This is a genomic window from Nonomuraea candida, assembly GCF_000725485.1.
Classification (GTDB): domain Bacteria; phylum Actinomycetota; class Actinomycetes; order Streptosporangiales; family Streptosporangiaceae; genus Nonomuraea; species Nonomuraea candida.
Genome location: NZ_JOAG01000020.1, coordinates 350,984 through 373,108, shown reverse-complemented (window position 1 = coordinate 373,108; position 22,125 = coordinate 350,984). Strand labels below are relative to the sequence as shown.

General features: G+C 73.8%; 21 protein-coding genes. 14 read left to right on the top strand and 7 right to left on the bottom strand.

Translation table 11 applies throughout. The annotated features are described in order from the left end of the window. Positions 1 to 260: 260 nt before the first annotated feature. The 6 genes from IO39_RS21980 (at position 261) to IO39_RS21955 (ending at position 7,059) form a co-directional block, all read left to right on the top strand. Entirely contained in the window at positions 261 to 1,040 is a 780-nt protein-coding gene (locus IO39_RS21980; RefSeq protein ID WP_157548741.1) for a hypothetical protein, read from the top strand. Between the two features lie 250 nt (positions 1,041 to 1,290). After that, positions 1,291 to 1,959, top strand: coding sequence for a hypothetical protein (locus IO39_RS21975; protein ID WP_157548740.1), 669 nt, complete (start codon positions 1,291 to 1,293; stop codon positions 1,957 to 1,959). Between the two features lie 70 nt (positions 1,960 to 2,029). Continuing rightward, positions 2,030 to 3,406: a DUF4331 domain-containing protein gene (locus IO39_RS21970; protein WP_052423195.1), complete on the top strand. Its 1,377-nt coding sequence runs from the start codon at positions 2,030 to 2,032 to the stop codon at positions 3,404 to 3,406. Positions 3,407 to 3,431: 25 nt separating this feature from the next. Continuing rightward, positions 3,432 to 4,733 (top strand): tetratricopeptide repeat protein, encoded by a 1,302-nt coding sequence (locus tag IO39_RS21965; RefSeq protein ID WP_084773244.1) that lies wholly within the window; start codon positions 3,432 to 3,434, stop codon positions 4,731 to 4,733. After that, positions 4,730 to 6,313 carry a HoxN/HupN/NixA family nickel/cobalt transporter gene (locus IO39_RS21960; protein ID WP_052423193.1) on the top strand — a complete coding sequence of 528 codons (1,584 nt, stop codon included), beginning with the start codon at positions 4,730 to 4,732 and terminating at the stop codon, positions 6,311 to 6,313. The genes IO39_RS21965 and IO39_RS21960 overlap by 4 nt, the downstream gene beginning before the upstream one ends. Positions 6,314 to 6,375: 62 nt before the next feature. Continuing rightward, entirely contained in the window at positions 6,376 to 7,059 is a 684-nt protein-coding gene (locus IO39_RS21955) for a 2-phosphosulfolactate phosphatase (RefSeq protein ID WP_043626057.1), read from the top strand. Positions 7,060 to 7,182: 123 nt separating this feature from the next. Here IO39_RS21955 and map read toward each other — a convergent pair whose 3' ends face one another. Beyond that, positions 7,183 to 8,001 carry a type I methionyl aminopeptidase gene (gene map, locus IO39_RS21950; protein ID WP_043626056.1) on the bottom strand — a complete coding sequence of 273 codons (819 nt, stop codon included), beginning with the start codon at positions 7,999 to 8,001 and terminating at the stop codon, positions 7,183 to 7,185. An 87-nt stretch (positions 8,002 to 8,088) separates the two neighbouring features. Here map and IO39_RS21945 point away from each other — a divergent pair, with 87 nt between their 5' ends. From IO39_RS21945 to IO39_RS21930, 3 genes are all read left to right on the top strand, one after another. Further along, positions 8,089 to 8,358 carry a helix-turn-helix transcriptional regulator gene (locus tag IO39_RS21945; RefSeq protein WP_043626052.1) on the top strand — a complete coding sequence of 90 codons (270 nt, stop codon included), beginning with the start codon at positions 8,089 to 8,091 and terminating at the stop codon, positions 8,356 to 8,358. A gap of 196 nt (positions 8,359 to 8,554) precedes the next feature. Then, entirely contained in the window at positions 8,555 to 8,842 is a 288-nt protein-coding gene (locus IO39_RS57900) for a (2Fe-2S)-binding protein (protein ID WP_245642116.1), read from the top strand. A 222-nt stretch (positions 8,843 to 9,064) separates the two neighbouring features. Next, positions 9,065 to 10,279, top strand: a complete 1,215-nt coding sequence (locus IO39_RS21930) for an MFS transporter (protein ID WP_211267102.1) — start codon at positions 9,065 to 9,067, stop codon at positions 10,277 to 10,279. 134 nt (positions 10,280 to 10,413) lie between these two features. On the opposite strand, the gene IO39_RS21925 is transcribed toward IO39_RS21930, so the two are convergent. The 4 genes from IO39_RS21925 to IO39_RS21910 all read right to left on the bottom strand — a co-directional run bounded on the left by IO39_RS21925 (position 10,414) and on the right by IO39_RS21910 (position 16,064). Beyond that, positions 10,414 to 11,058, bottom strand: coding sequence for a carbonic anhydrase (locus tag IO39_RS21925; protein WP_043626044.1), 645 nt, complete (start codon positions 11,056 to 11,058; stop codon positions 10,414 to 10,416). A gap of 94 nt (positions 11,059 to 11,152) precedes the next feature. Then, positions 11,153 to 12,178, bottom strand: coding sequence for an amidohydrolase family protein (locus IO39_RS21920; protein WP_043626040.1), 1,026 nt, complete (start codon positions 12,176 to 12,178; stop codon positions 11,153 to 11,155). Between the two features lie 200 nt (positions 12,179 to 12,378). Continuing rightward, positions 12,379 to 14,811, bottom strand: coding sequence for a PEP/pyruvate-binding domain-containing protein (locus tag IO39_RS21915; protein ID WP_043626037.1), 2,433 nt, complete (start codon positions 14,809 to 14,811; stop codon positions 12,379 to 12,381). Between the two features lie 149 nt (positions 14,812 to 14,960). After that, positions 14,961 to 16,064, bottom strand: coding sequence for an alkene reductase (locus IO39_RS21910; protein ID WP_043626034.1), 1,104 nt, complete (start codon positions 16,062 to 16,064; stop codon positions 14,961 to 14,963). A 51-nt stretch (positions 16,065 to 16,115) separates the two neighbouring features. On the opposite strand from IO39_RS21910, the gene IO39_RS21905 reads away from it, so the two are divergent. The 4 genes from IO39_RS21905 (at position 16,116) to IO39_RS21890 (ending at position 18,962) form a co-directional block, all read left to right on the top strand. After that, complete coding sequence (locus IO39_RS21905) at positions 16,116 to 16,475, top strand: MerR family transcriptional regulator (RefSeq protein ID WP_043626031.1); 360 nt, start codon at positions 16,116 to 16,118, stop codon at positions 16,473 to 16,475. 282 nt (positions 16,476 to 16,757) lie between these two features. Beyond that, positions 16,758 to 16,991, top strand: a complete 234-nt coding sequence (locus tag IO39_RS21900; RefSeq protein ID WP_043626028.1) for a hypothetical protein — start codon at positions 16,758 to 16,760, stop codon at positions 16,989 to 16,991. 2 nt (positions 16,992 to 16,993) lie between these two features. Next, positions 16,994 to 17,620, top strand: a complete 627-nt coding sequence (locus tag IO39_RS58975) for a TetR/AcrR family transcriptional regulator (protein WP_043626025.1) — start codon at positions 16,994 to 16,996, stop codon at positions 17,618 to 17,620. A 142-nt stretch (positions 17,621 to 17,762) separates the two neighbouring features. After that, on the top strand, positions 17,763 to 18,962 hold the full coding sequence (locus IO39_RS21890) for a cytochrome P450 family protein (RefSeq protein ID WP_052423192.1): 1,200 nt from the start codon (positions 17,763 to 17,765) through the stop codon (positions 18,960 to 18,962). Between the two features lie 111 nt (positions 18,963 to 19,073). Here the strand turns inward: IO39_RS21890 and IO39_RS21885 are convergent, their stop codons facing one another. Further along, the gene (locus tag IO39_RS21885; protein WP_043626316.1) at positions 19,074 to 19,961 is read right to left on the bottom strand and encodes a cytochrome c biogenesis CcdA family protein; all 888 of its coding nucleotides are present in this window, start codon (positions 19,959 to 19,961) and stop codon (positions 19,074 to 19,076) included. Positions 19,962 to 20,090: 129 nt separating this feature from the next. Further along, the gene (locus IO39_RS21880) at positions 20,091 to 20,717 is read right to left on the bottom strand and encodes a TlpA family protein disulfide reductase (RefSeq protein WP_157548738.1); all 627 of its coding nucleotides are present in this window, start codon (positions 20,715 to 20,717) and stop codon (positions 20,091 to 20,093) included. 514 nt (positions 20,718 to 21,231) lie between these two features. Here IO39_RS21880 and IO39_RS21875 point away from each other — a divergent pair. After that, positions 21,232 to 22,077, top strand: a complete 846-nt coding sequence (locus IO39_RS21875; RefSeq protein WP_052423190.1) for a potassium channel family protein — start codon at positions 21,232 to 21,234, stop codon at positions 22,075 to 22,077. Positions 22,078 to 22,125: the final 48 nt, after the last annotated feature.

Sequence of the window (22,125 nt, the reverse complement as noted above, 5' to 3'; positions counted from 1 at the left end):
TCGACGACGCCACCCTCTCCATGAGCGCCGCCTTCCAGCAGGCCACCCAGCGCCTCGTCGCCGCGGTCTTCGGCACCGCACCCGCCCAGTAGACGGGCAGGGGCCGGCGACGGGATGCGGCGTGCGAAGGGCGCCGACCAGGGAGAACGCCTTCCATGATTGCTGTGGGTAGTGATAGAACTACTTGACGTAATCATGGTGTGTCGATGGGGACACCCCTGACACCCCTCCCCCCGTCTCCCTGCGAAGGAGAACCACCGATGCGTTCGACCCGTGCGACGATGGCCGCCGGCGGCATGGCCCTGGCCGCCCTCCTGCTGACCGCACAGCCCGGCCTGGCCGCCGCCCCGCTCGGCACCCCCGGCGGCGGCTGCCTGGCCGAGGGGCAGATCGGCAGCTACCTGTCCAAGGAGGGCAGCGCGACGGCCACCTTCTCGGCCGAGTTCCTCGGCGAGCTGAAGCGGGCCGGGATCAGGTTCGAGGCGCTGGCCCCCATCGAGATGGCGGGCGGCGGCGCGACGGTCCGCATGCCGATCGGTGAGCGTTACGACAACATCGAGACGCCCAGCGGGCGCGTCTGCTACCCCGGCGGGTTCCGTTTCGTCCGCGCGGAGGCCGGGGTGACGTACGAGATCGACACCTTCTGGGTGTTGTTCGCGGCCACGGGCGACAGCAAGTTCCTCGCCACGCCGACCGTCAACGGGCGGCCCCGGCCCGGCGGCGAGCTGGCGATGGTCAACTTCAGCGTCCCGCAGGCCCTGATGCCCGGCAACTTCGTCCCGCACAACGGCGGCATCGGCCCGCGCAGGGTCATCCTGTCGATGGACCACGGCTGGGCGGCCGACCTCAACAGGGAGCTCGGCACCCGGTTCCACGGCGGCATGCACTGGGCCGACCTGGACATCGCCTGGCGGGGCGCGCCGAGCCGGCCGATCCCGTCGGGGAGCTCGCTCGGCATGCTGGGGCTGAAGGTCATGGGCGACGCCATCCGCAGCGGCGGCGCGGGGGCCGGCCTCCCCTTCCCGGGCGGCCTGTTCTAGCAGCGCCTTCCAGGCGGCCGTAGGGCCCCGCGTCACGCGGGCGCCCTACGGCCATGCCACGTACGGCCGGCCGCCCGGCGTCCCCCGCCGGGCCCCCGGCCGTCTCCGCATGCCGGAAACGCCTTCTCCGAATTTCTCGGACCAGCCCTTTCCGATCTCTTTACTCAACGTGATCAAGTCACTACGGTTGGCGCGTCATCGCAGGTCAGAGGCTCTAAACGCCTCTCCCCCCCCAGAAAGGTCGCAAGCTGTGCGTGCTCTAGTCAGCATCGCCCGGACGATCGCGGTCGGCGCCGTGGTGTTCGCCGTCGCACCGGCCGCCCCCGCCCAGGCGGGCCCGTTCCCGCCCCTCCCCGGCATCCCGGGGGCCCCGTCCGTCCAGCCCCCGAGCGCCTCGTGTTTCCGGTTCCCCTACTTCGGCCCGAAGGGTCACGCCGACTTCGACTTCGGCGCCGGCATCGTCCGGCTGTTCGACGAGCGCGGCGTGCGGATCGACGGCATCGCGCCCATCGAGGCCAAGCCCGGGAACAAGGGCATCTATATGCCCATCGGGTGGAAACAGGATCACATCGACCCGTGCAAGGGCGTCTACTACCCCGGCGGCTTCACCGTCGACGACGTCAAGAGCGGGCACTCCATCGCCATCCATGACATCTACCTGCGGCCGGACGGCGCCCACGCGCAGGTCGAGATCGACGGGCAGCCGCAGGGCGAGCAGCTCGTGGCGACGTACAGGCTGCACGAGTTCGTGGCCGGCGTGTCCACGCCGCGCCCGCTCGAAGGCGGCATCGGGCCGAAGCGCTGGCCGTTCTACGTCAGCGCGTACCTGAGCCGGACGGTCAAGGAGCTCACCGGCATCCCGCTGAACGAGGGCGACTACCTGGCCAACCTCGACGCGGTCGTCCAGTACGTCCCGTAACCCTCCCCGATCATCCCCGGGCCGCGGCTCCCCCGCGGCCCGGGCCCCGCTCGCGCGAAACGAGAGACAGATGCAACTGACCAGCGTTCGGAGCCGGTGGGCGTGGATCGCCGCCGGCGGCGCCGCCGTCGCCGTGCTGACGACCACGGTGCTGCTCGGCCCCACGATGCGGCCGGGCACCGCCACCAGCCACTGGGACGCCCCCGCCACCACCCTCGACAAACAGATCGACGCGACCGACCTGTACGCCTTCACCAGCCCGGAACGTCCCGACACGGTGACGATCGTGGCCAACTACATCCCCTTCCAGGCGCCGCACAAGCCGTACCAGTTCGACACCGACGCCCGCTACGAGGTGCACATCGACAACGCCGGCACGGGCAGGCCGGCCGTCACCTACCGCTGGACGTTCGCCAACAAGGGCCTGCCCGTGCCGTCCTTCCTGCGCAAGCGCGAGCACCAGGCCGGCCCGTTCGACAAGCTCGTCGAGCAGAGCTACACCCTGACCCGGCTGCGCGACGGCAAGGGGGAGACCCTCGTGCGCGACGGCTACGTGGCGCCCACCGACATGGGCCCGGCCACGCCGGACTATCCCGCGCTGCGGCGCAGAGCCGTCCGCGACCTGCCGGGCGGGGGCAAGGTCTTCACCGGCACCGCCGCCGACCCGTTCTACTCCGACAACCACGCCGTCAGCCTGCTCAGGTTCGGGCTGCCGTTCTTCCCGGTCAAGACCGGCGTGCCGATGAACGTCAGCGCCCTGGCCCTGCAGATCCCCAAGTCGGAGCTGGCGCTGGCGGGCGACCCGGCCCGCAACCCGGTGATCGGCGTCTGGACCACCGCCTCCCGCCGGTCCAGCGGCGTGCTCGGCTCCGGCTCCGACGGCTACAAGCAGGTGTCGCGGCTGGGCAACCCCAACTACAACGAAGTGATCATCCCGCTCAAGGAACGCGACCGCTTCAACGCGCTGCGCCCGGAGAACGACGAGTCCGGCGGCCTCGTCGTGCCGGCCACGCTCGACCCCGACCAGGCCAGGGTCGTCGCCCGGCAGGCCAAGGTGGCGGCGCCGCCGGCCCCCCGCAAGGACCTGGAGGCGATCTACCTCACCGGTCTGAGCGCCGACGGGCCGCTCAAGCTGGACCTCAACTCCCACCGGCTCAACGCCGACGCCTCCCGCCTCGCCAGGGCCGAGGAGCTGCGGCTCAACATGAGCACGCCCGTGACGGCCGCACCCGGCAGGTACGGCCTGCTCAAGGGCGACCACCAGGGCTACCCCAACGGCCGCCGCCTCGTCGACGACGTCGTGACCGTCAACCTCCGGATGCTGCTGGGCGAGCCGGCGGGCCGGGGCGCGCCCGGCCTGGTCGCCGAGGACAGCCCGGCGTTCCTGCTCAAGCCGGTCTCCGGCACCTTCCCCTACCTGGCGCTGCCCGTCACCGCCACCGGCTGAACCACCACCGAGGACATCCGATCAGATGAGTCGCGTACGGCGATTGCTGCCCCTGCTGGGATGCGTGCTGCTGGGCTGCGTCCTGCTGACCCTGTACGCCCCCGGCGGCCTCCTGCGCCGGGACGAGCCGCCGCCGGGCCCGGTGGGGTGGCCGCCGTACGACCTGGCCGGATCCATCGAGGCCGCCCAGCACCGGCTGCGCCGCAACCCGGACGACGCGGCGGTCTGGGCGAGCCTCGGCACCATGTACCTGGAGCAGGCCCGCCGCACCTCCGACGCCGCCTACTACGGCAAGGCCGGGGCGGCGCTGCGGCGCTCCCTGCGGCTGCCCACCGGGGACGGCAAACCGTACATCGACGCCGTGATCGGCATGGGCGCGCTGGCCAACGCCCGGCACGACTTCGCCGCCGCCGTCCGCTGGGCCGAACGGGCCCGCAGGGAGGCGCCGCACCGCTGGGCGCTGTACGGCGTGCTCGCCGACGCCTACCTGGAGCTCGGCCGGTACGAGCAGGCCGAGAGCACGATCCGGCGCATGCTCGACGGCCGGCCCGACCTGGCCTCCTTCACCCGCGCCGCCCGCCTGGAGCAGCTCCACGGCCGCATCGGGCCCGCCCGCGAGCTGCTGCGGCGCGCCTGCCTGATCGCCGGCGACCCCGCCGAGTACGCCTTCTGCCAGTGGCAGCTCGGCGAGCTGGCCTGGAACGACGGTGATCCGCGGGCCGCGCGCACCGCGTACACGCAGGCGCTGGCCGCCGATCCCGGGCACGTGCCGTCGCGGGCGGGCAAGGCCCGCGCCGAGGCCGCGCTCGGCCACGTCAAGCAGGCGTTGCGCGACTACGCCACCGCCGTCGCCGGCTCGCCGTCCTATGTCGTCGAGTACGGGGAGCTCCTGCAGCACCTCGGCCGCCGCGCCACGGCCCGGCGGCAGTACGCCGTCTTCACCGCCCAGCACAAGCTGCTGGCCGCCAAGGGCGACGTCGACCACCTGGCCCTGGGAACGTTCGAGGCCGACCACGGCGATCCGCGCTCCGCCGTGCGGCACCTGCGGGCGGAGTGGAAGCGGCGGCAGAGCGTGGAGGTGGCCGACGCGCTCGGCTGGGCGCTGCACCGGACCGGCCGGCACGCGGCGGCCGCCGCGTACGCCGCCCGCGCCGACCGGCTCGGCGGGCGCAACGCGCTGTTCGCCTACCACAGGGGGGAGATCGAGCGGGCGCTCGGGCACCGCGAGGCCGCCCGCGCCCATCTGAGCAGGGCGCTGGCCATCAACCCGCACTTCTCACCGATCAGAGCCGCCCGGGCCAGGAAACTGCTGGCGGCCACGCCATGATCACCACCCTGCTCGCCGCCGTCCTCGCCGCCGCCCCGCTCACCGCCGCCGTCCCCCTCGCCGCCGTCCCCCTCGCCGCCCCGCTCGCCATCCCGGTCGCCGTCCCGCTCGCGGTTCCGGTCGCCGCCCCGCGCGCTGCCTCGTACGGTGTCGCGCTCGCCGGCGCCGTGCCGGCGGCCGCGCATCCGCTGGGTGATTTCAGCGTCAACCGTTACGACGGGCTGACCGTCTTCCGCGACAGGGTCGAGCTCGTCGCCATCGTGGACAGCGCCGAGATCCCCACCCTGCAGCATCCGGTGCGCGGCTCCCTCGACGCCCACGCCCGGCGGGCCTGCGGCGCGTTGCGCGAGGCCGTCCGGGGTGAGGCCGGCGGCCGGCCGCTGGCCTGGCGGGCCACCGAGACCGCCTTCGGCTACCGGCCGGGGGACGCGGGGCTGCGTACCAGCAGGCTGACCTGCCGGCTGACCGCGCCGTTGCGGGTCGACCGGCCGCTCACCCTGACCTTCGCCAACGCCTACCGCGACGAGACCGCGGGCTGGCGGGAGATCACCGCGAAGGGGGACGGCGTACGCATCGGCTCCTCCACCGTGCCCGCGCACAGCCTGTCGGGCGAGCTGCGCGACTACCCGGCCGACCTGCTCAGCTCGCCGCTCGACGTGCGCAGCGCGCGGATCGAGGTGGAGCCCGGGAACGGGGGGACCGGGGCGGCGACGCCCGTTCCCGGCGTGGACGTCATCACCCGCTACACCGGCCTGCTGGCCGACCGGCTCAACGGGCTGATCGGCGCCGACCGGCTGACCGTGCCGCTCGGACTGCTCGCCCTGCTGCTGTCGCTGGTGCTGGGAGCCGTGCACGCCGCGATGCCCGGTCACGGCAAGACGGTGATGGCCGCGTACCTGGCCGGGCGGCGGCGCCCCTGGGACGTGCTCGCCGTCGCCGCCACGGTCACCGCCACGCACACGGTGGGGGTGCTGGTGCTCGGGGTGCTGGTCACGGTCATGACGTCGCTGGCGGGCGAGGCGGTGCTGGGCTGGCTGGGCGTGGTCAGCGGCCTGCTCATCGCCCTGATCGGCGCCACCCTCCTCCGCACAGCCCTCCGCCACCGCCACCGCCACCACCACCACGGACACGGCCCCCACCACGGACACGGGCATGGTCACGGTCACGGTCACGGTCATGACCACGGCCATTGGCATGGGCACGAACACGGGCACGGGCACGGGAATGAGGATGGGCGTGGGCAGGGCCATGCGGATGGGCAGCGGCGGCGGCGGTGGTCCGGTGGGGTGGTGGCGCTGGCCGTGGCCGGAGGGCTGGTGCCCAGCCCGTCCGCGCTGGTGGTGCTGCTCGGCGCGATGGCGCTCGGCCGCACCCTGTTCGGGGTCATGACCGTGGTCTGCTACGGGCTGGGCATGGCGCTGACGTTGCTGGGCGTGGCCTTCGTCCTGCGCAGGCTGGGCGGCCTCGCCCTGGCGGGCCGGCTGGGACGGCTGCGTCCGTACGGCGCGACCATGACCGCCACGCTCGTCCTGCTGGTCGGATCGGGCGTCACCCTGCGCGCGGTCGCCGCCCTGGCCTGACGCTTCCTCCCACCCTGGACGCCACGCCGCACATCGGTCCGGTATGTGCGATCATGACCGGAATGGACGCTCGTTTCCTTGGCATCACCGATCTCGTCGAGACCCCGCCCGTGGCGGTCGTGGTCGACGTCATGCGGGCCTTCACCGTGGCCGCCTGGGCCTTCGCGCGGGGGGCGGAGAAGATCGTCCTGGCCCCGTCGCTGGAGGAGGCCCTGGCGCTCAAGGCGCGCCATCCGGACTGGGTGACGCTCAAGGACGGCCCGCCCGCGCCCGGATTCGACGCGGTCAACTCGCCGGCCCTGCTGCGCTCCGCCGACCTCGGCGGGCGGACCGTGGTGCAGAAGACCACGGCGGGGACGGTCGGCGCGCTCGCGGTCAAGGAGGCGTCGCTGGTGCTGTGCGCCGGCTTCGTGGTGGCGGAGGCGACGGCCCGGCTCCTGCGGGAGCGCGGGAGTGACCGCGTCACGTTCGTGGTCACCGGCGAGGACGGGCGGGCCGAGGAAGACCTGGCGTGCGCCGAGTACATCGCGCGACGGGTCACCGAGCCCGGGGCGGATGCGGCCGGCTTCCTGCGCCGCGCCGCCGAGTCGCGGGCCGCGGCCGAGCTGGCGCAGGGGGTGCGTCAGGGGGCCCATCCCGATGACGTCGCACTCTGTCTCGAGGTGGACCGGTTCCCCTTCGCCATGGTGGCGACCTCGGAGGACGCACTCATGGTCCTGCGCCCGCACACCACCCCTTCCACCTGATCGCGGGCGACGGTCCGGGGTCTCGTACAGGTCGGGCAGGCCAGGTGAAGGCTTGGCCGGGTGATCCGGCCCAACCGTGTCCGAGCGGAAGCCGTCCATGCGCCGGGAGGTGCTGCGGGAGGGTCAGGCGTTCCTGCCGGACAGGCGGCCGGTGGGGCGCGTCGCCGGGGTTTCCGACTCGCGTCGGGTGAGCACCAGCGGGGCGTCCTCGGTGATGGCGACCGTGTGCTCCGAGTGGGCCGTTCGTGAGCCGTCCGCCGAGCGGATGGTCCAGCCGTCGGGGTCGTAGACGATCCGGTCGGTGGTGCGGGCGAGCCAGGGTTCGAGCGCGAGGGTCAGGCCCGGCCGGAGCATGAGGCCGCGCCCCGCCCGGCCCTTGTTCGCCACGTGGGGCCCCTCGTGCATGGTACGGCCGATGCCGTGCCCGCCGAACTCCGTGTTGACCGGGTAGCCGTAGTCGTGGGCCACCTCCCAGATGGCCGCCGAGATGTCGCCGAGGCGGTTGCCCGGGCGGGCCACCTCGATCGCCGCCTCCAGCGCTTCTTCGGTGGCGCGGATGATCCGCAGGTCCTCCTCGGCGGGGGTGCCGACGATGATCGTACGCGCCGAGTCGGCCACCCAGCCGTCGATGCCGACCGCGATGTCGGCGCTGAGCACGTCGCCGTCACGCAGGGTGTAGTCGTGCGGCAGGCCGTGCAGGACGGCGTCGTTGACCGACAGGCAGATCACGTTACGGAACGGGCCGCGCCCGAAGGACGGCGAGTAGTCCCAGTAGCACGACTCGGCCCCGCGCCGCTCGATCATGCCGCGCACGTGGTGCTCCAGGTCCAGGAGGTTGACGCCCACGTCGGCGATGCGGCCGACCTCGGTGAGCACCTCGGCGACGAAACGCCCGGTCACGTGCATGCGTTCGATCTCGGCGGGGGTCTTCAGCTCGATCATGAGTGCCTCGCATCACAGGATGTCGGTATATTTATACCGGTCACCCTAGCACTTGCCGGTATAATAATACCAACCTATCCTGAGGGCATGGTCCGCCAACCTCTCACCCCTGAGCAGATCGCCGCCGGCAGGCGGCTCGGCACCCTGCTGCGCCACGCGCGGGCGGGACGCGACCTGGCGGAGGTCGCGCACGCGGCCGGCATCTCGCCGGAGACCCTGCGCAAGATCGAGACCGGCCGGCTGCCCTCCCCCGGGTTCGGCACGATCGTCTCCCTCGGCGCGGCGCTCGACGTGCCGGTCGAGGAGCTGGCCGGCGCCTGGCGCGGCGACGACGCACCACTCGAAGCCGCCTCATAGCCGCCGGACTGCTGGGGGTCACCTCGCCCACGGCGACGTGGGAGTAGGCCGCGGTGGCCGCCGAGGTGATCACCGGGGGCAAGGCGGCGTATCGGGGGTCGCGGCTGGTGACGCGGTTGAAGGCCAAGAGCGTGGAGCTGGCCGCGATGGGCGAGACGCAGCTGGGTGAGGAGCAGGCCGAGGTGGTGCGGGGCTGTTGTTCCCCGGGACCGCGGCCCCGGTGGCCGGCAGCCCGGCGCTGATGCCGGACGCGGCCAGGGTGTGCCAGTGCAACAACGTGACCAAGGGGCAGATCAGGGCCTGCTGGGAGGCCGGGGCCAGGGACGTGGCCGCCGTGGCCACCGCCACCAGGGCCACCACCGGATGCGGCACCTGCCGCGACACGGTGGAAGGCATCGTCGGCCTGCTGCGCGAGGAGCTCGGGAACGGCGCGGTGCCCGGACAGGCGCAACCGTACGGCGAGTGGTCGCAGAGATCGGCCTAGCCGCGCGTTCCCGCCGTGGCGGGGGCGCGGCGGGAACGCGCGGCGGAAACGGCGGCCGGAACGCGGCCGGAACGCGGCCCCATGCGTGACCGGGCGTGACCGGGCCTCCCCCGTGCGGGAAATCCGGAACCGGCCGGAATGCGGCCCCAGGGGTGACCGGGCCTGCTCCCATGCCGGAAATTCGGTTGCGGCCCGTCAGGCGGGCCCGATGGGGTGGACCGTATGGGCGGGGCCAGGGAGCGGACACAAGAGGCGGCCACGGAGACCGGTGCGGCGGTCACGGCGCGACCGGCTCCCTGGCGCGCGGTGGCGGTGCTGGCGGCGCTGATGCTGGCCGCCTTCACCTTCAACACGGCGGAGAACCTGCCGGTCGGCCTCCTGGAGCTCATCGCGCAAGACCTGCGGGTGTCGTTGCCGGCCGTCGGCCTCCTGGTCACCGGGTACGCGGTGACGGTGGCCGTGGTGTCGTTGCCGCTCACGCACGCCGTACGCGCGGTGCCGCGCCGGCACGTGCTGGCCGGGCTGCTGGCCGCGCTCGTCGTGTCCAGCCTGGCGGCCGCCGTGGCCGGCGCGTACTGGTCGCTCCTGTCGGCGCGGTTGCTGACCGCGCTCGCCCAGGCGCTGTTCTGGGCCGTGATGGGGCCGGTCGCGGTGGGCCTGTTCCCGCCCGGGGTGCGCGGGCGGGTGGTCGGGGCGCTGTCCGTCGCCGGTTCGCTCGCCCTCGTCCTCGGCGTGCCCGCGGGCACCTGGCTGGGGCAGCGGAGCGACTGGCGGGTGCCCGTCGCCGTGCTCGCGGCCCTGGGGCTCGTCTGCCTGGTGACGATCGCCGTCCTGCTGCCGACCGCGCGGCCGGAAGAGGAGCCCGCGGCCTTCGCGGCGCGTCCCGACCGCCGCCGGTTCGCGACCGTGCTGGCCGCCGGGGCGCTGTCGGCGACGGGGGCGTTCGCGGGCTACACCTACATCGTGACGTTCCTGGGCGACGTGGGCGGCTTCCCGCCGGAAACGGTGAACGTGCTGTTCGCGGCCTTCGGCGTGGCGAGCGTGGCCGGGGTGAGCGTCACCGGAGTGTTCCTGGACCGGTTCCCGCGCGCCGCGTCCGCCGTCGCGGTGGCCACGCAGGCGGCGGGCATGCTCGGCCTGTACGCGGCCGGTTCCCATCCCGTGGCGGCGGTGGCGTTCCTGATGCTGATGGGAGGCGCGCTCGGCCCGGTCTTCATGGCCACCCAGAACGAGATGCTGCGCTGCGCGCCGGGGCGCACCGACATCGCGTTCGCGGCGAACTCCGGCGCCTACAACGCCGGCATGGCGGCGGGCGCCGCGCTCGGCGGCCTGGTCCTGCCGCTGGCCGGCGTGCGGGCCACCTTCCTCGCGGGCGGGCTGACGACCCTCGCGGCCTGTACGGTCCTGCTCGCCGGCGCCCGCCTCGCCCCTCACTGACGGCACGGCCGCCGGTCAGACGCCCGGCGGCCGGGGACGAGAGCGGCGACGAGGTGGAGCGGAGCACCAGGTTTGCCTGCCCGGAAAGTCCGAGGGAGCACTCGCCAAGAGCCGGCCCGGTTTTCCGGGAGCCCTCAGAGGGCCGGGACGGCCTCCGGCTGCGGCAGGCCGCGGGTCGTGACGAGGCGGGCGCTTCCGTCGGCCAGCCGGTAGGACAGGCCCACCACGGCCGTGCGCCCGGCGTCGACCTGCTCGGCGAGCACCCGGGAGCGGTCGAGGAGGAGGTCGACGGTGTGCCGGATGTGCTCGTCGATGATGTCGTCGTCCGAGGTGAGGCCGGCGGCGCGGGCGGCCAGGACGCTGGGCGTGACGCGTTCGATGACGTCGCGCACGTATCCGGTGGTGCCGACGCCGTCGGCCAGGGCGGCGCGGGTGGCCGCGACCGCGCCGCACGAGTCGTGGCCCAGCACGACGACCAGCGGGCAGTCCAGCACGCTCACGCCGTATTCGATGCTTCCCAGTACCTCGGGGCCGGCCACGTGGCCCGCGGTGCGGACGACGAACAGGTCTCCCAGGCCCCGGTCGAAGATGATCTCAGCGGCGAGGCGCGAGTCGGAGCAGCCGAAGAGCACGGCGAACGGGCGCTGACCGGGCGCGGTCTGGGCGCGGCGTTCGGCGTCCTGGTTCGGATGCTCCGGCTCACCTGCGACGAAGCGCTGGTTGCCGGCCAGCAGCAACTCGAAGGCGTCGGCGGGAGTCAGCAGCGAGGCATCAGTCATGATTGCAGGGTACGACGCGGCCCGGCTCGGCACCGTACGGCCCCCCGAAGCAGGCGCGGATGGAGCAAACCAGGACGAGCGTCCTCCTGACGCCTCAGGTCGTGGCGCGGGCGGTGAGGCGTTCCCAGTTGCGGTGGGCGATGTCGGCCTTCTGGTCGTCGGTGAAGGGGGCGTTCTCCAGGAAGGAGCGGGCGGCGCCGCCGCTGGTGTCGACGTAGGGGAAGCCGCCGGGGCGGAAGCCGTAGGTGAAGGGGTAGTCGGTGGAGTACAGCATCCGGTCGGTGCCCATGACCTCGGCGGTCCAGCGCAGGTAGCGGGGGCTGGTGGTGCCGCTGCCGGCGACCCAGAAGTTCTGCCGGAAGTAGTCGGCCAGCGGCCTGCGCAGGCCGCCGGCCTCGGCGAAGAACCCGGTGTGGTCGAGGTAGAACAGCACGACCTCGCCCCAGTGCCCGGCGATCACCTGGAGGCCGGGGAACCGGTCGAAGACGCCCGTGAAGATCATGCGCAGGTACTGGACGCCCAGGTCGTAGTACCAGCCGATCGCCGGCCCGGCCAGCGACGCGCCGATCGGGCCGAGGCCGGAGTAGTAGGCGTCGATCACCGGCTGGGCCGGCGTCTGGGGGTGGAAGTGCAGCGGCACGGCGAGCCGCTCGGCGGTGGCGTACAGCTCGTCGTTGTCCGGGTGGTCGGCGGGCTTGTCGCCGGTGCGGCCGTACAGCATGGCGCCGGGGAAGCCCAGCTCGCGCACCGCGCGCTCCAGCTCGGCCGCGGCCGCGGCCGGCGACTGGGTGGGGATCGCGGCGAAGGCCTGGAAACGGTCGGGGCGCGCGGCGACGATCTCGGCGAGCTGGTCGTTGGCCTCGCGGGCGACCGGGATCGCGTCGGCCTCCGGCAGGTCCTGCACGCCCGGCGACGACAGGGACAGCACGGCGACGTCGATGCCCTGATCGTCCATGTGGGCCAGCCGCCGCTCCCCCGTCTCGCGCAGGTTTCCGGCGATCGGGCCGTCCCCGAAACCGCGGGCGGGGATCTGCGGCGACCCCGCCCGCCGGTACGCCTCGTGCACGGCGGGCACGACGACGGTCTCTTCCACTCCGATGATCCGCAGCCGGTCGGTCATGGCGGCACTCCTCACCACACGGTGTTTCCAATGAAAGCACCGACACGCTATCACCGTTACTAGCGACGTCAACGTGATTTCGTTAACGCTGATAATTCACAGACCTGTGCAGGGCGGGATCCGGGTCCGCGTCTGCGGGGGAGTGCCTGCGGGAACCGGCCCACCCGGGGGGAAGGACCGTGTCCCCGAAGGCGTGGCGGCTAGGGTTCCACGCGGACCGTGCCCGCCGTGCCGTCGATGGTGATCAGCTGTCCGGTCCTGATCTGGTTCGTCGCGTCGCGGACGCAGATGACGGCGGGGATGCCGTACTCGCGGGCGACGGTGGGGCCGTGCGCCACCGGGGAGCCGGTCTCGGTCACCAGGCCGGCCGCGGTCATGAACAGCGGGGTCCATCCGGGGTCGGTGGTGGGCGCGACCAGGATCTCCCCCGGCTCGATGCGCGCGCCGGCCGGGTCGAGGATCACCCGCGCCCTGCCGGTCGCCCGCCCGGCGGCCCCGGACATGCCGGTGAGCACGCCGTCCCGGGCCGGCGGGGCGGGGGCGAGCGCCTCCACGTCGGTCCCGTCGGACAGCAGCGCGCCGGGGACGGCGCGCCGGCGCAGCTCCCGCTCGTGCTCCGCCCGCCGCCTCGCGGCCGGCTCCCGGTGGTCGGCCCGGTCGAGGGCGGCGGCGCGGGCCTCGTCCAGGGTCAGGAACATGATGTCGCCGGCGCGCTCCAGCCGGCCCCGGCCCGCCAGCTCCGCGCCCGCCAGCAGCAGTTGCCGCCGGCACGCCTGGATCACGGGCAGCCAGGCGAACTTCCCGATCTCCCGCAGCCCGGTGAGCTGCCGCGAGCGGCGCAGGAGGAAGGCCGCCAGCCGGCCACGGACGGGCCGCTTGCGCCGGGCCCGCCGCGACAGCGTCTCGACCATCCGCTCCGCCCTGGCCGCCGCCGCCTTGAACCGCAGGTCGGGCGCCTGCTGGGGGTCGTCGATGCGCAGGTAGTTGGCGATGGTGGCGAACAGCGGCGCCGGGTCCTCGTCCCAGCGCGGCACGCCGACGTCGATCTCGGCCGCCGCGCGCATGCCGTACGCGGCCAGGAAGCCGGTCATCCCGATGTCGGGGAGCTCGCCGGCGAAGTATCGGCCGGCCAGCTCCTCCGGCGAGGCGCCGAGGAAGAGGTCGCGGTGCTCGCGGGCCCTGACCGCCAGGTCCCAGAGCTTGAGGTCCATCTCGGTGGTCACGTTGTACGGCATGCCGCCCAGGACCGTGTCGAGCTCCTCGTCCGTGGCGACGCCCTTGAGCAGCGCGGCCGGAGCCGTACCGGCGATCATGCCCGCCGCCAGCGGCCACAGGATCCCGTGCATGTCGATGCTCATGACCGCCTTGTGGGAGTCCTCGACGACCCAGCGCACCCGTTCGGCGGCGGTGGCGGACTCGCCCGGCGGGGTGATCAGCCGCTTGATCTCGGCGACGCCGCGGCGGGCGCGGGCGCGGGCGCGCGCCGGGTCGGACAGGCTCGACACCACCCCGGCCAGCCCGGCGGGCACCATGCGCAGGGCGCCCTTGAGCGCGCTGCCGAGGCGGAAGGGCAGGCCGGGGCGCGGGGCGAACCTCGGGTCGTCGAGCAGACGCAGCACGGCGCCCTGCACCCTCGGCCCGTAGATCTCCAGCGAGGTCCCGATGCGCCCGCGCGTCACCCTGCTGCGGATGAAGTCGGTCGCGTCGAAGTAGATCCGGCCGCCGATGGGCACCAGCCGGGGCAGCGGGTCGCGCCGGTCGACCCTGGCCCCGGCGGCCTCGAACCACACGCGCCCGCCGGTCTTGAGCAGCGACACGCCCATCGGGGTGCACGGGCGCAGCATGCCCTGCATGTGGCCGAACTCCAGGTAGAGCCGCGTGTCGCCGGTGTCGGGCGGCAGCGGGAAGAGCGTGGTGACCGGCCGGGACTGCAGCAGCCACAACACGTCGTCGGCGTCGATCGCCCACTCGATGTCCTGCGGCGAGCCGAAGTGCCGCTGCAGCCGCAGCCCGGCCGCGCGCAGCCGTTCGAGCTGCTCCGCGCTCAGGCAGCCATCCGGGTTCGGTACGGCCGGCGCCCGCCCGCCGAGCACGTGGTGGTCGGGCACGACGGAGCCCTCGACGATGGCGGTGCCCAGGCCGGGGGCCGCGTCGACGACCATCTCCGTACGGCAGCCGGTGACCGGGTTGGCGGTGAACAGCACGCCGGCGGCGACCGGGTCGACCATCCGCTGCACCACCACGGCCATGGACGCCTCGCCGACGCCCGCCGCGGCGCGGTAGGCGACGGCGCGCTCGGTGAACAGGGAGTCCCAGCAGCGGCGCACCGCGTCGATCAGCTCGCCCGGGCCTTCGACGTTGAGGTAGGTGTCCTGCTGGCCGGCGAAGCTGGCCTCCGGCAGGTCCTCGGCGGTGGCGCTGGAGCGGACCGCCACCCGCCCGCCGCCGAGCCGATCGTACGCCTCGATCAGCTCCTTCTCGGGCAGCTCCCCCGACCGGTAGGACTCGACGGTCAGGCAGAAGCCGTCGGGGACGCGCTCCCCCGCCTTGATCAGCTCCCCGAGCCCGGCGGCCTTGCCGCCCACGAGGTCGAGCATGGAGCCGTCGATGTCGGACAGCCGGATCAGTCTCATCGCGCCTTCCTTACCGAAGCCGACACATTTCCCCACGATGCCGACCAGGCTTCCCGGCGCTCCTCCTCGGACGCTAGCACCGCCGAACCTCCCGCACCAGACCGGCCCCGCGCCCACCCGGGATGCTCCCGGCCGGGACGGGCGCGGCGTCAGCGGCCTGCCCGCGCGAGCGTCCTGTCCTCCAAGCGCGGGTAATCGGTGTAGCCGGCGCTGCCGTGCGTGTAGAGGTGGGCCTGGTCGATGGCGTTGAGCGGGGCATCCTGGGCGAAGCGGGCGGGCAGGTCGGGGTTGGCCAGGAAGGCCCTGCCGTAGGAGACCAGGTCGGCCCGCCCGGCTGCGAGAACCGCCTCGCCCGCGGCCTTGCCGGTGGCCGCGCGGTTCTCGCCGACGTTGGCGATGAGCGTCCCGTGCCAGCGGGGCCGCAGGTCGGCCAGAGCCGGGTAGCGGTCGTTGTCGGTGAGGTGCAGGTAGGCCAGACCCAGTCCGTCGATGGCGGTCGCCAGGGAGCGGTAGACGGGGCCGGGATCGGCCTCGGTCATGCCTGCCTGGGGATTGCCCGGCGAGAGCCGCAACGCCGTCCGGTGCGCGCCGATGGCGCCGGCGACCGCGTGCACCACTTCGAGGGGGAAGCGGATGCGGTCCTCGACGGAGCGGGGGCCGTACTCGTCGTCTCTGCGGTTGGTGTTGTCGGCGAGGAACTGGTGGATCAAATAGCTGTTGGCGCCGTGCAGCTCGACACCGTCGAACCCGGCGGCCATCGCGTTGCGCGCGGCGGAGACGTGGTCGTCGACGGCCTGGCGGATGTCGGCCCTGGTCATCGCGCGGGGCACGACGGGGTCGGCCTTGCCTCCGTCGCGTACGTGCACGGGGCCGGGCACCGGCACCGGGGAGGGGCCGGCGGGGATGTCGGCGGCCAGGCGGGACAGGGGGTGGCCGTGCCGCCCGCCGTGCATGAGCTGGGCGAAGATCCGGCCACCCGCGGCGTGCACGGCGTCGGTGACCCGGCGCCAGCCCCGGACGTGCGCGGCGGTCTCCAGGCCGGGCATCCGCCAGCCGGCCTGGCCGCGCCGGCTGGGCCAGATCCCCTCGGTGATGATCAGCCCGGCGCCGGCACGCTGCGCGTAGTAGTCGGCCACGATCGGCAGCGGGGTGCCGTCCTCGTGGGCGCGAAAGCGCGTCATGGGGGCCATCACGATGCGGTTGGGAAGGCGGAGGGTGCCGAGTGCGTACGGTGTGAGCAGGGTGTTCGTCATGTCGGTACGGTAAGAGTTGACATCAGTGTCAGATTCAAGTCGAGGCAGGACATGCGCATCGGGGAGCTGGCGCAGCGGACGGCGGTGAGCGAGCGGTCGCTGCGGTACTACGAGAAACAGGGGTTGCTGACGTCCGAGCGTACGCCGGGGGGCCATCGCGAATACGCCGAGAGCGCCGTGGACAGGGTGATCCGGATTCAGGAGCTGTTCGCGGCCGGGCTGTGCAGTGCGAAGATCGCCCAGCTGCTGCCGTGCCTGCGCGACACCGCCGACGGCGCGGCGCCGGAGACCGCGTCCCCGTGGCTGGTCGAGCAGCTGACCACGGAACGCGAGCGCATCGACCGGATGATCGGCGAACTGATCCGCTCCCGGAACGTCCTGGACGAGGTCATCGAGTCGGCCATCGGCTGAGGCGTCCGCGCAACCCGGGCTGCGGCCACTACCCCGCAGAAGAGGCTCCCGAGGAGATGCCGGCGGCGCTCGGACCGTTTCCGGCCTCCGCCGGGAGCCGGCCGCGGTGAGCAGGCTGTGCGTTCCCCGTAGCGCCACGCCCTTTCCAGGAGAGCCCCGTGCGGCTGTCACCTCCGCCGCCCTGCTCGTCCTCGTCGCGACCGGTCTGACCCGCACCGGCCCAGACCTCCGCTGAGAACCTCCGCTGAGAGCCCAGGTATCGCCGCGATGGACAGGAGTGGCATGGAGGAACGCCTCGAGCAGGCCAGGCTGGCCTATGAGCACGCCGTCTACGCCGGCGACTCCGGTGAGCTGGCGGCGGCCGAGCGGGAGCTGGACAGGGCCGAGCACCTGGCGGGACTCCCGGTCACGACGAGCCCTCTGGACAGGCACCTGGTCAGAGCGCGTCTTGAGCCGCCGGGCAGGCGCTCCAGGCACGCGCTTCCCATGGGGCTGACCAAATGGTTAATATACTGACCATGCGATCAGCCGAGGATGATCTGACGGCGCGGGCCCGGATCAGGAACGCCGCGCTGGAGTTGTTCGGCGCCGAAGGGGTCAGCCGGGTGAGCCTGCGGGCGGTGGCCGAGCGGGCCGGCGTCTCCCATGCCCTGGTGCTGCACCACTTCGCCACGAAGGAGGGCCTGCGCCAGGCGTGTGACGACTACGTCGTGAGCCTGGTGCGGGGCGGCCCCGAGGCCGACCTGGGCGACACGGCGGGGCTGGCGGCGATGCTGGAGGCGGGGGCGGCGGTGCGCCGTTACCTGGCGAGGGCGTTCCTGGACGGCACGCCGCAGGCGGCGGCGCTGTTCGACGAGATCGTCGCCTCCACCGGACAGTGGCTGGAGCAGGGCGTGCGCGAAGGCTGGGCACAGCCGAGCGAGGACCCGCAGGCCCGCGCCGCGATGTACGTGACCTACCTGCTGGCGCCGCTGGCCTTCGGCGAGCACCTGGCACGGGTCGTGGGCGCGGCGGACGTGCACGACATGGAGACGCTGCTGCGCTTCTCCCGCGCCGGCATCGAGATCTTCACCCATGGCGTGTTCGCCGACGAGCGCGCCCTGAACGCCTGGGACGCCGTCCGCCAGGAGCGCCGGTCACGGTGAAGGCACTCGCCTTCCCCTCCCCACGTTCGCGGCGCCTCCCCTCCCCACGTTCGCGGCGCCCTCTCTCCCCCGAAACCCTGGCCGTCGCGACAGCCCTCGCCGGGCGCGGCGCCTCGCAAGCGGCCGGAATCCTGGAGTCGTCATGAACGCCACCCCCTCCCTCGCCGACCTGTTCGCCGCCCGCGACCGCGACGCCTACCTCGCCGGCCTGGCAGGACAGGGACCGGTCAGCCGGGGCCGCTACTTCGACGGCACCCCCATCTGGATCGTCACCGGCCACCCCGAGAGCCTGACCGTGCTCACCGACGCGCGTTTCGGCAGCGACCCCGCCCGGCAGACGGCGATCGACGTGGCCGCCGTGGCCGGGCTGCCCGCCGACGTGGCGCCGTACCTGATGCGTACCTTGGGCGTCTACGACCCGCCGGACCACACGCGGCTGCGCCGGCTGGTGGCGCGCGGGTTCACCGCCCGCCGGGTGGAGCACCTGCGCCCCCGCATCCGGGAGATCACCGACCGGCTGCTGGACGGCCTGCCGCCGCGGTGCGACCTGCTGGCCGAGTTCGCCTGCCCGCTGCCGATCCAGGTCATCTGCGAGCTGCTCGGCGTGCCCGAGGGCGACCGGGCCGTCTGGCGCGGCTGGGCGGCCGAGCTGACCGCGCCCGACCTGGACCGCGTCGCGGCCGGCGCCCGGGGGCTGGTCGGCTACATGACCGCGCTGATCGGGGCCAAGCGGGCGCGAGGGGGCGACGACCTGATCTCGGCCCTCATCCGGGTACGCGAGGAGGACGGCGACCGGCTCACCGACGAGGAGCTGACCGCGTTGTCGATCAGCGTTCTCATCGCCGGCCACGAGACCACCGTCGGCCTCATCAGCCAGAGCGTGCGGCTGCTGCTCACGCGTCCGGAGCTGGCGGACTTCCTGCGTGCCGATCCGTCCCGGGTGCCGGCCGCGGTGGAGGAGTTCCTGCGCTGGACCGGCCCGGCCGAGATCGCCGTCATGCGCTACGCCCGGGCCCCGGTCGAGCTGGCCGGCGTTGCGATCGCGGCGGGCGAGGCGGTGCAGGTCGTCTACGCCGCCGCCAACCGCGACCCGCGCCGCTTCGACGCCCCCGGTCTGCTGGACCCGGCCCGGCCCGACAACGGTCACCTCGGTTTCGGGCACGGCATCCACTACTGCCTGGGCGCCGCCCTGGCACGGGCCGAGACCCAGATCGCGCTGGAGCGCCTGCTGAGCCGCTTCCCGCGCCTCGCCCTCGTGGTGGAGCCGGCCGAGCTCACCTGGCGGCCGGGGCCGCAACGCGCCCTCACGGCCCTGCCCGTCCAGCTCACCGCACCGGCCTGACCTGCGGGAGAACCACCGGCCCCCGGGCAGGTCCGGCGACCCAGGCAGGTTCCGGGCGGGCGGATCCGGGGCTGGCAGGTCCGGGGCTGGCAGGTCCTCCGGGACCTGGAGTCACCGGTCCGGGCGAGCGTCCGGTCCGGTACGCGCGCCGCCGCGCCGGAGGAGGCGGACCGCCAGGGCAGCCGCCACGAGCAGGGCGAGCGCGAGGACGATCCGGCCCGGGCCGACGGCCTCCAGCCACCGGACGACGGCGCCCTGGACGGCGGTGACCGCATCGACGACCAGGTCGCCGGGTGGGGCGCCGGTGAAGACGCGCAGCTCGTACCAGCCGTAGTAGGCGACGTACAGACCGGCCGGCACCAGCAGCGCGCCGCTGATCCGCGACACGTGACGCGACAGCGCCCGGGCCCGGGCCGCCACCGCCGACCGGGCCAGCGCCACCGCCAGCGACAGCACGACCACGACCAGGCCCATGCCGGCCCCGTACGCGACGAAGACCAGGAGGCCGCCCACCAGGCCGCCGGCCGCCAGTGAGGCCGAGGTCACCGCGAGGAACGGGCCGATGGTGCACGACAGGGAGGCCACCGCGTAGCTCAGCCCGTACCCGTACAGGGAGCCGAACGAGGCGACGGGCCGGCCCGTCGCCGGCGTGGGCACGCGGACCAGCAGCTCCCGGCCCGCCAGCAGCCACACCCCCAGCCCGCACAGAGCGACGCCGATCACGATCGTCACCCAGGGCAGGTACCGGCCGGCCGACGCCGCCAGCGGCGTCACCACCAGCCCGAACAGCCCGAACACCGTGACGAACCCCGCCGTCATGGCCGTCCCGAGCAGCACCGCCCGCCGCACCGGCCCGCGCGTCAGCACGCCGCCGCCGTCCGGCCGGTCGTCGGCGACGAGCATCGTGAGGTAGGCGGGCAGCAGCGCGAACCCGCACGGGTTGAACGCCGCCACCAGGCCCGCGGTCAGGGCCAGCGCCAGCGGCAGCTCACCGGTCATGCCCACCGCCCCGGGAACGCGTCACGGCGTGCGCAGCCTCGCGACACCTCACCGTGTGGGGAGCCTGGCGACGCCGCAGCGGGTGCGCGACCCGGCGACGCGTCACGAAGTGTGCAGCCTGGCGACGCGTCACGGTGTGCGCAGCCTGGCGACATGGCGGTCGAGGTCGTCGGCGCCGAGCGGCCCGGACGCCTTCTCCACCGATCCGTCCTTCTTCATGAACACGAACGTGGACTGGCTGCTGACCCCGAGCCGGGTCCACACCGCGCCCTTCTCGTCCGACACCTGGACGAAGCCGCCGGTCCCGGTGCGCCGTACGAAGTCCTTCATCGCCGCCTCCCCGTCCAGCCCGGCGACCCCGACGAACGCGACGTCCTGGTGCTTGGCGGCGGCCGCCTTGACGTTCGGGGCCTCCGACAGGCACTTGGGGCACCACGGCGCCCAGAACCAGAACACCACCGGCCTGCCCGCCAGGCTCGCGCCGTCGAACCGCTGCCCGTCCAGGGTGGCGGCGGTGAAGCGCAGCGCCTCGGGCACGCCCGCCCGGCCGGTGGCCGTCGCCTCGGGCGCGGCGCTCGCCGTCGTCCCGGTCGCCGTCGCCGGCGCGGGCGTCGGCACCGTCGGCGAAGCGGGCGCGGGGGCCGGCGACATCGCCGTCGCCCGCATGTCGCCGCTTCCCATCTCGCCGGCCGCGCCGCAGCCGGCGGCCAGCAATCCCGCCGCGACGGCGGCGGCGGTCACACGAATTCTCAGCACGTCGCGAGCATAGACACGAGCCGCGGGCCCGAATCTTACGAGCCGATGACGCCTCGCGGTCACCGCCACGCCGCCACCCCCGGGGCGGGATGAGGCCTCGTGGTCACCGTCGCGCCGCTCCCCCGGGGGCGAGCGCCGGCCGGGTGTGGCCCTGGACACATGCTTGCACTATGCAATAGATTGCCGGGGCGGCTCGAAGCGGCGAGTCGTCATGCAGGGACAGGGTCAGCGAGCGCGCTTCGGCGCCGGACCGGTTTGAGGACGGGCCGGTCGCATAAGGTGCCCCTGGGGTGCTCGCTCGCCCGCCCGGCCGTGATGTCCCCCTTGCCGGACGGGCGGCCCGCGTTCCACCGCTCACCGCCTCCTGCGGCAACCGGCCGTCGCCGTCGTGCTTCCCGGCATGGGGGCCACTCCCCTCCGCCCACCGTTCCCCGGGATCGGCGCGCGCGAGCGGCCGGGGCCTCGTCACGCGGCCGGGCATGGCAGCACACACGACGGACGGAAGCCGAACACGATGAACCAGCCCGGCAGCGCACCCTCCCGATCGCGGCGGCTGCGGACGTGGGAGCGGAGAACGGGTCCCGCGCTGCTCGGCGTCGGCCTGCTCTTCCTGGTCGCCTGGGCCCTGCCGATCGTGCTGCCCCAGCTCGACGACGGCACGGTGGCCTGGTGCGAACGGGTGCAGGCGGCGGCCTGGGCGACCTTCGCCGCCGACTACCTGATCAGGGTGTGGCTGGCCGAGCAGCGGCGGCACTTCGTCGTCACCCACCTCCCGTCGCTGCTGGTCGTGCTGCTGCCGCTGCTGCGCCCGCTGGCGGTGCTGCGCTCGCTGCTGCTGCTGACCGTGCTGATGCGCCGGGTCACGCTGCCGCTGCGGATGCGCGTCACCGTGTACGTCAGCGGCTGGGCCGTCTTCCTGGCCCTCGTCGGCGGCATCGCCGTGCTCGACGCCGAGCGGCGCTCTCCGGACCCCACCATCCTCACGCTGTCCGACGCCCTCTGGTGGTCGCTGACGACCATGACCACGGTCGGGTACGGCGACCTCTACCCCACCACCCTGGAGGGGCGGCTCATCGCGGCGACGCTGATGTTGTCGGGCATCGCCCTGCTCGGTGTCGTCACGGCCTCGATCGCCGCCTGGTTCGTCGAACGGTTCCAGCAGACCTCGGCGGCCGAGACCCGCAGCCAGGCCGACCTCCAGCTCGTCCTGACCGAGTTGCACGAGCTCCGCGCCCGGCTCGAAGAGATCTCCGAGCGGCACCCCGGGCTCCTGCGGCCGGGCGACGTGCCGCCGTCCGGCGGCTCTGCCGGAACGCCGCCAGGACCGTCCGGCGCGCCCGCGCCGTCCTCGGGCCCATGACCTGAGCGGCCCCGCCGGTGCGGAAACCCCTGAGGTGACGTTCGCGGG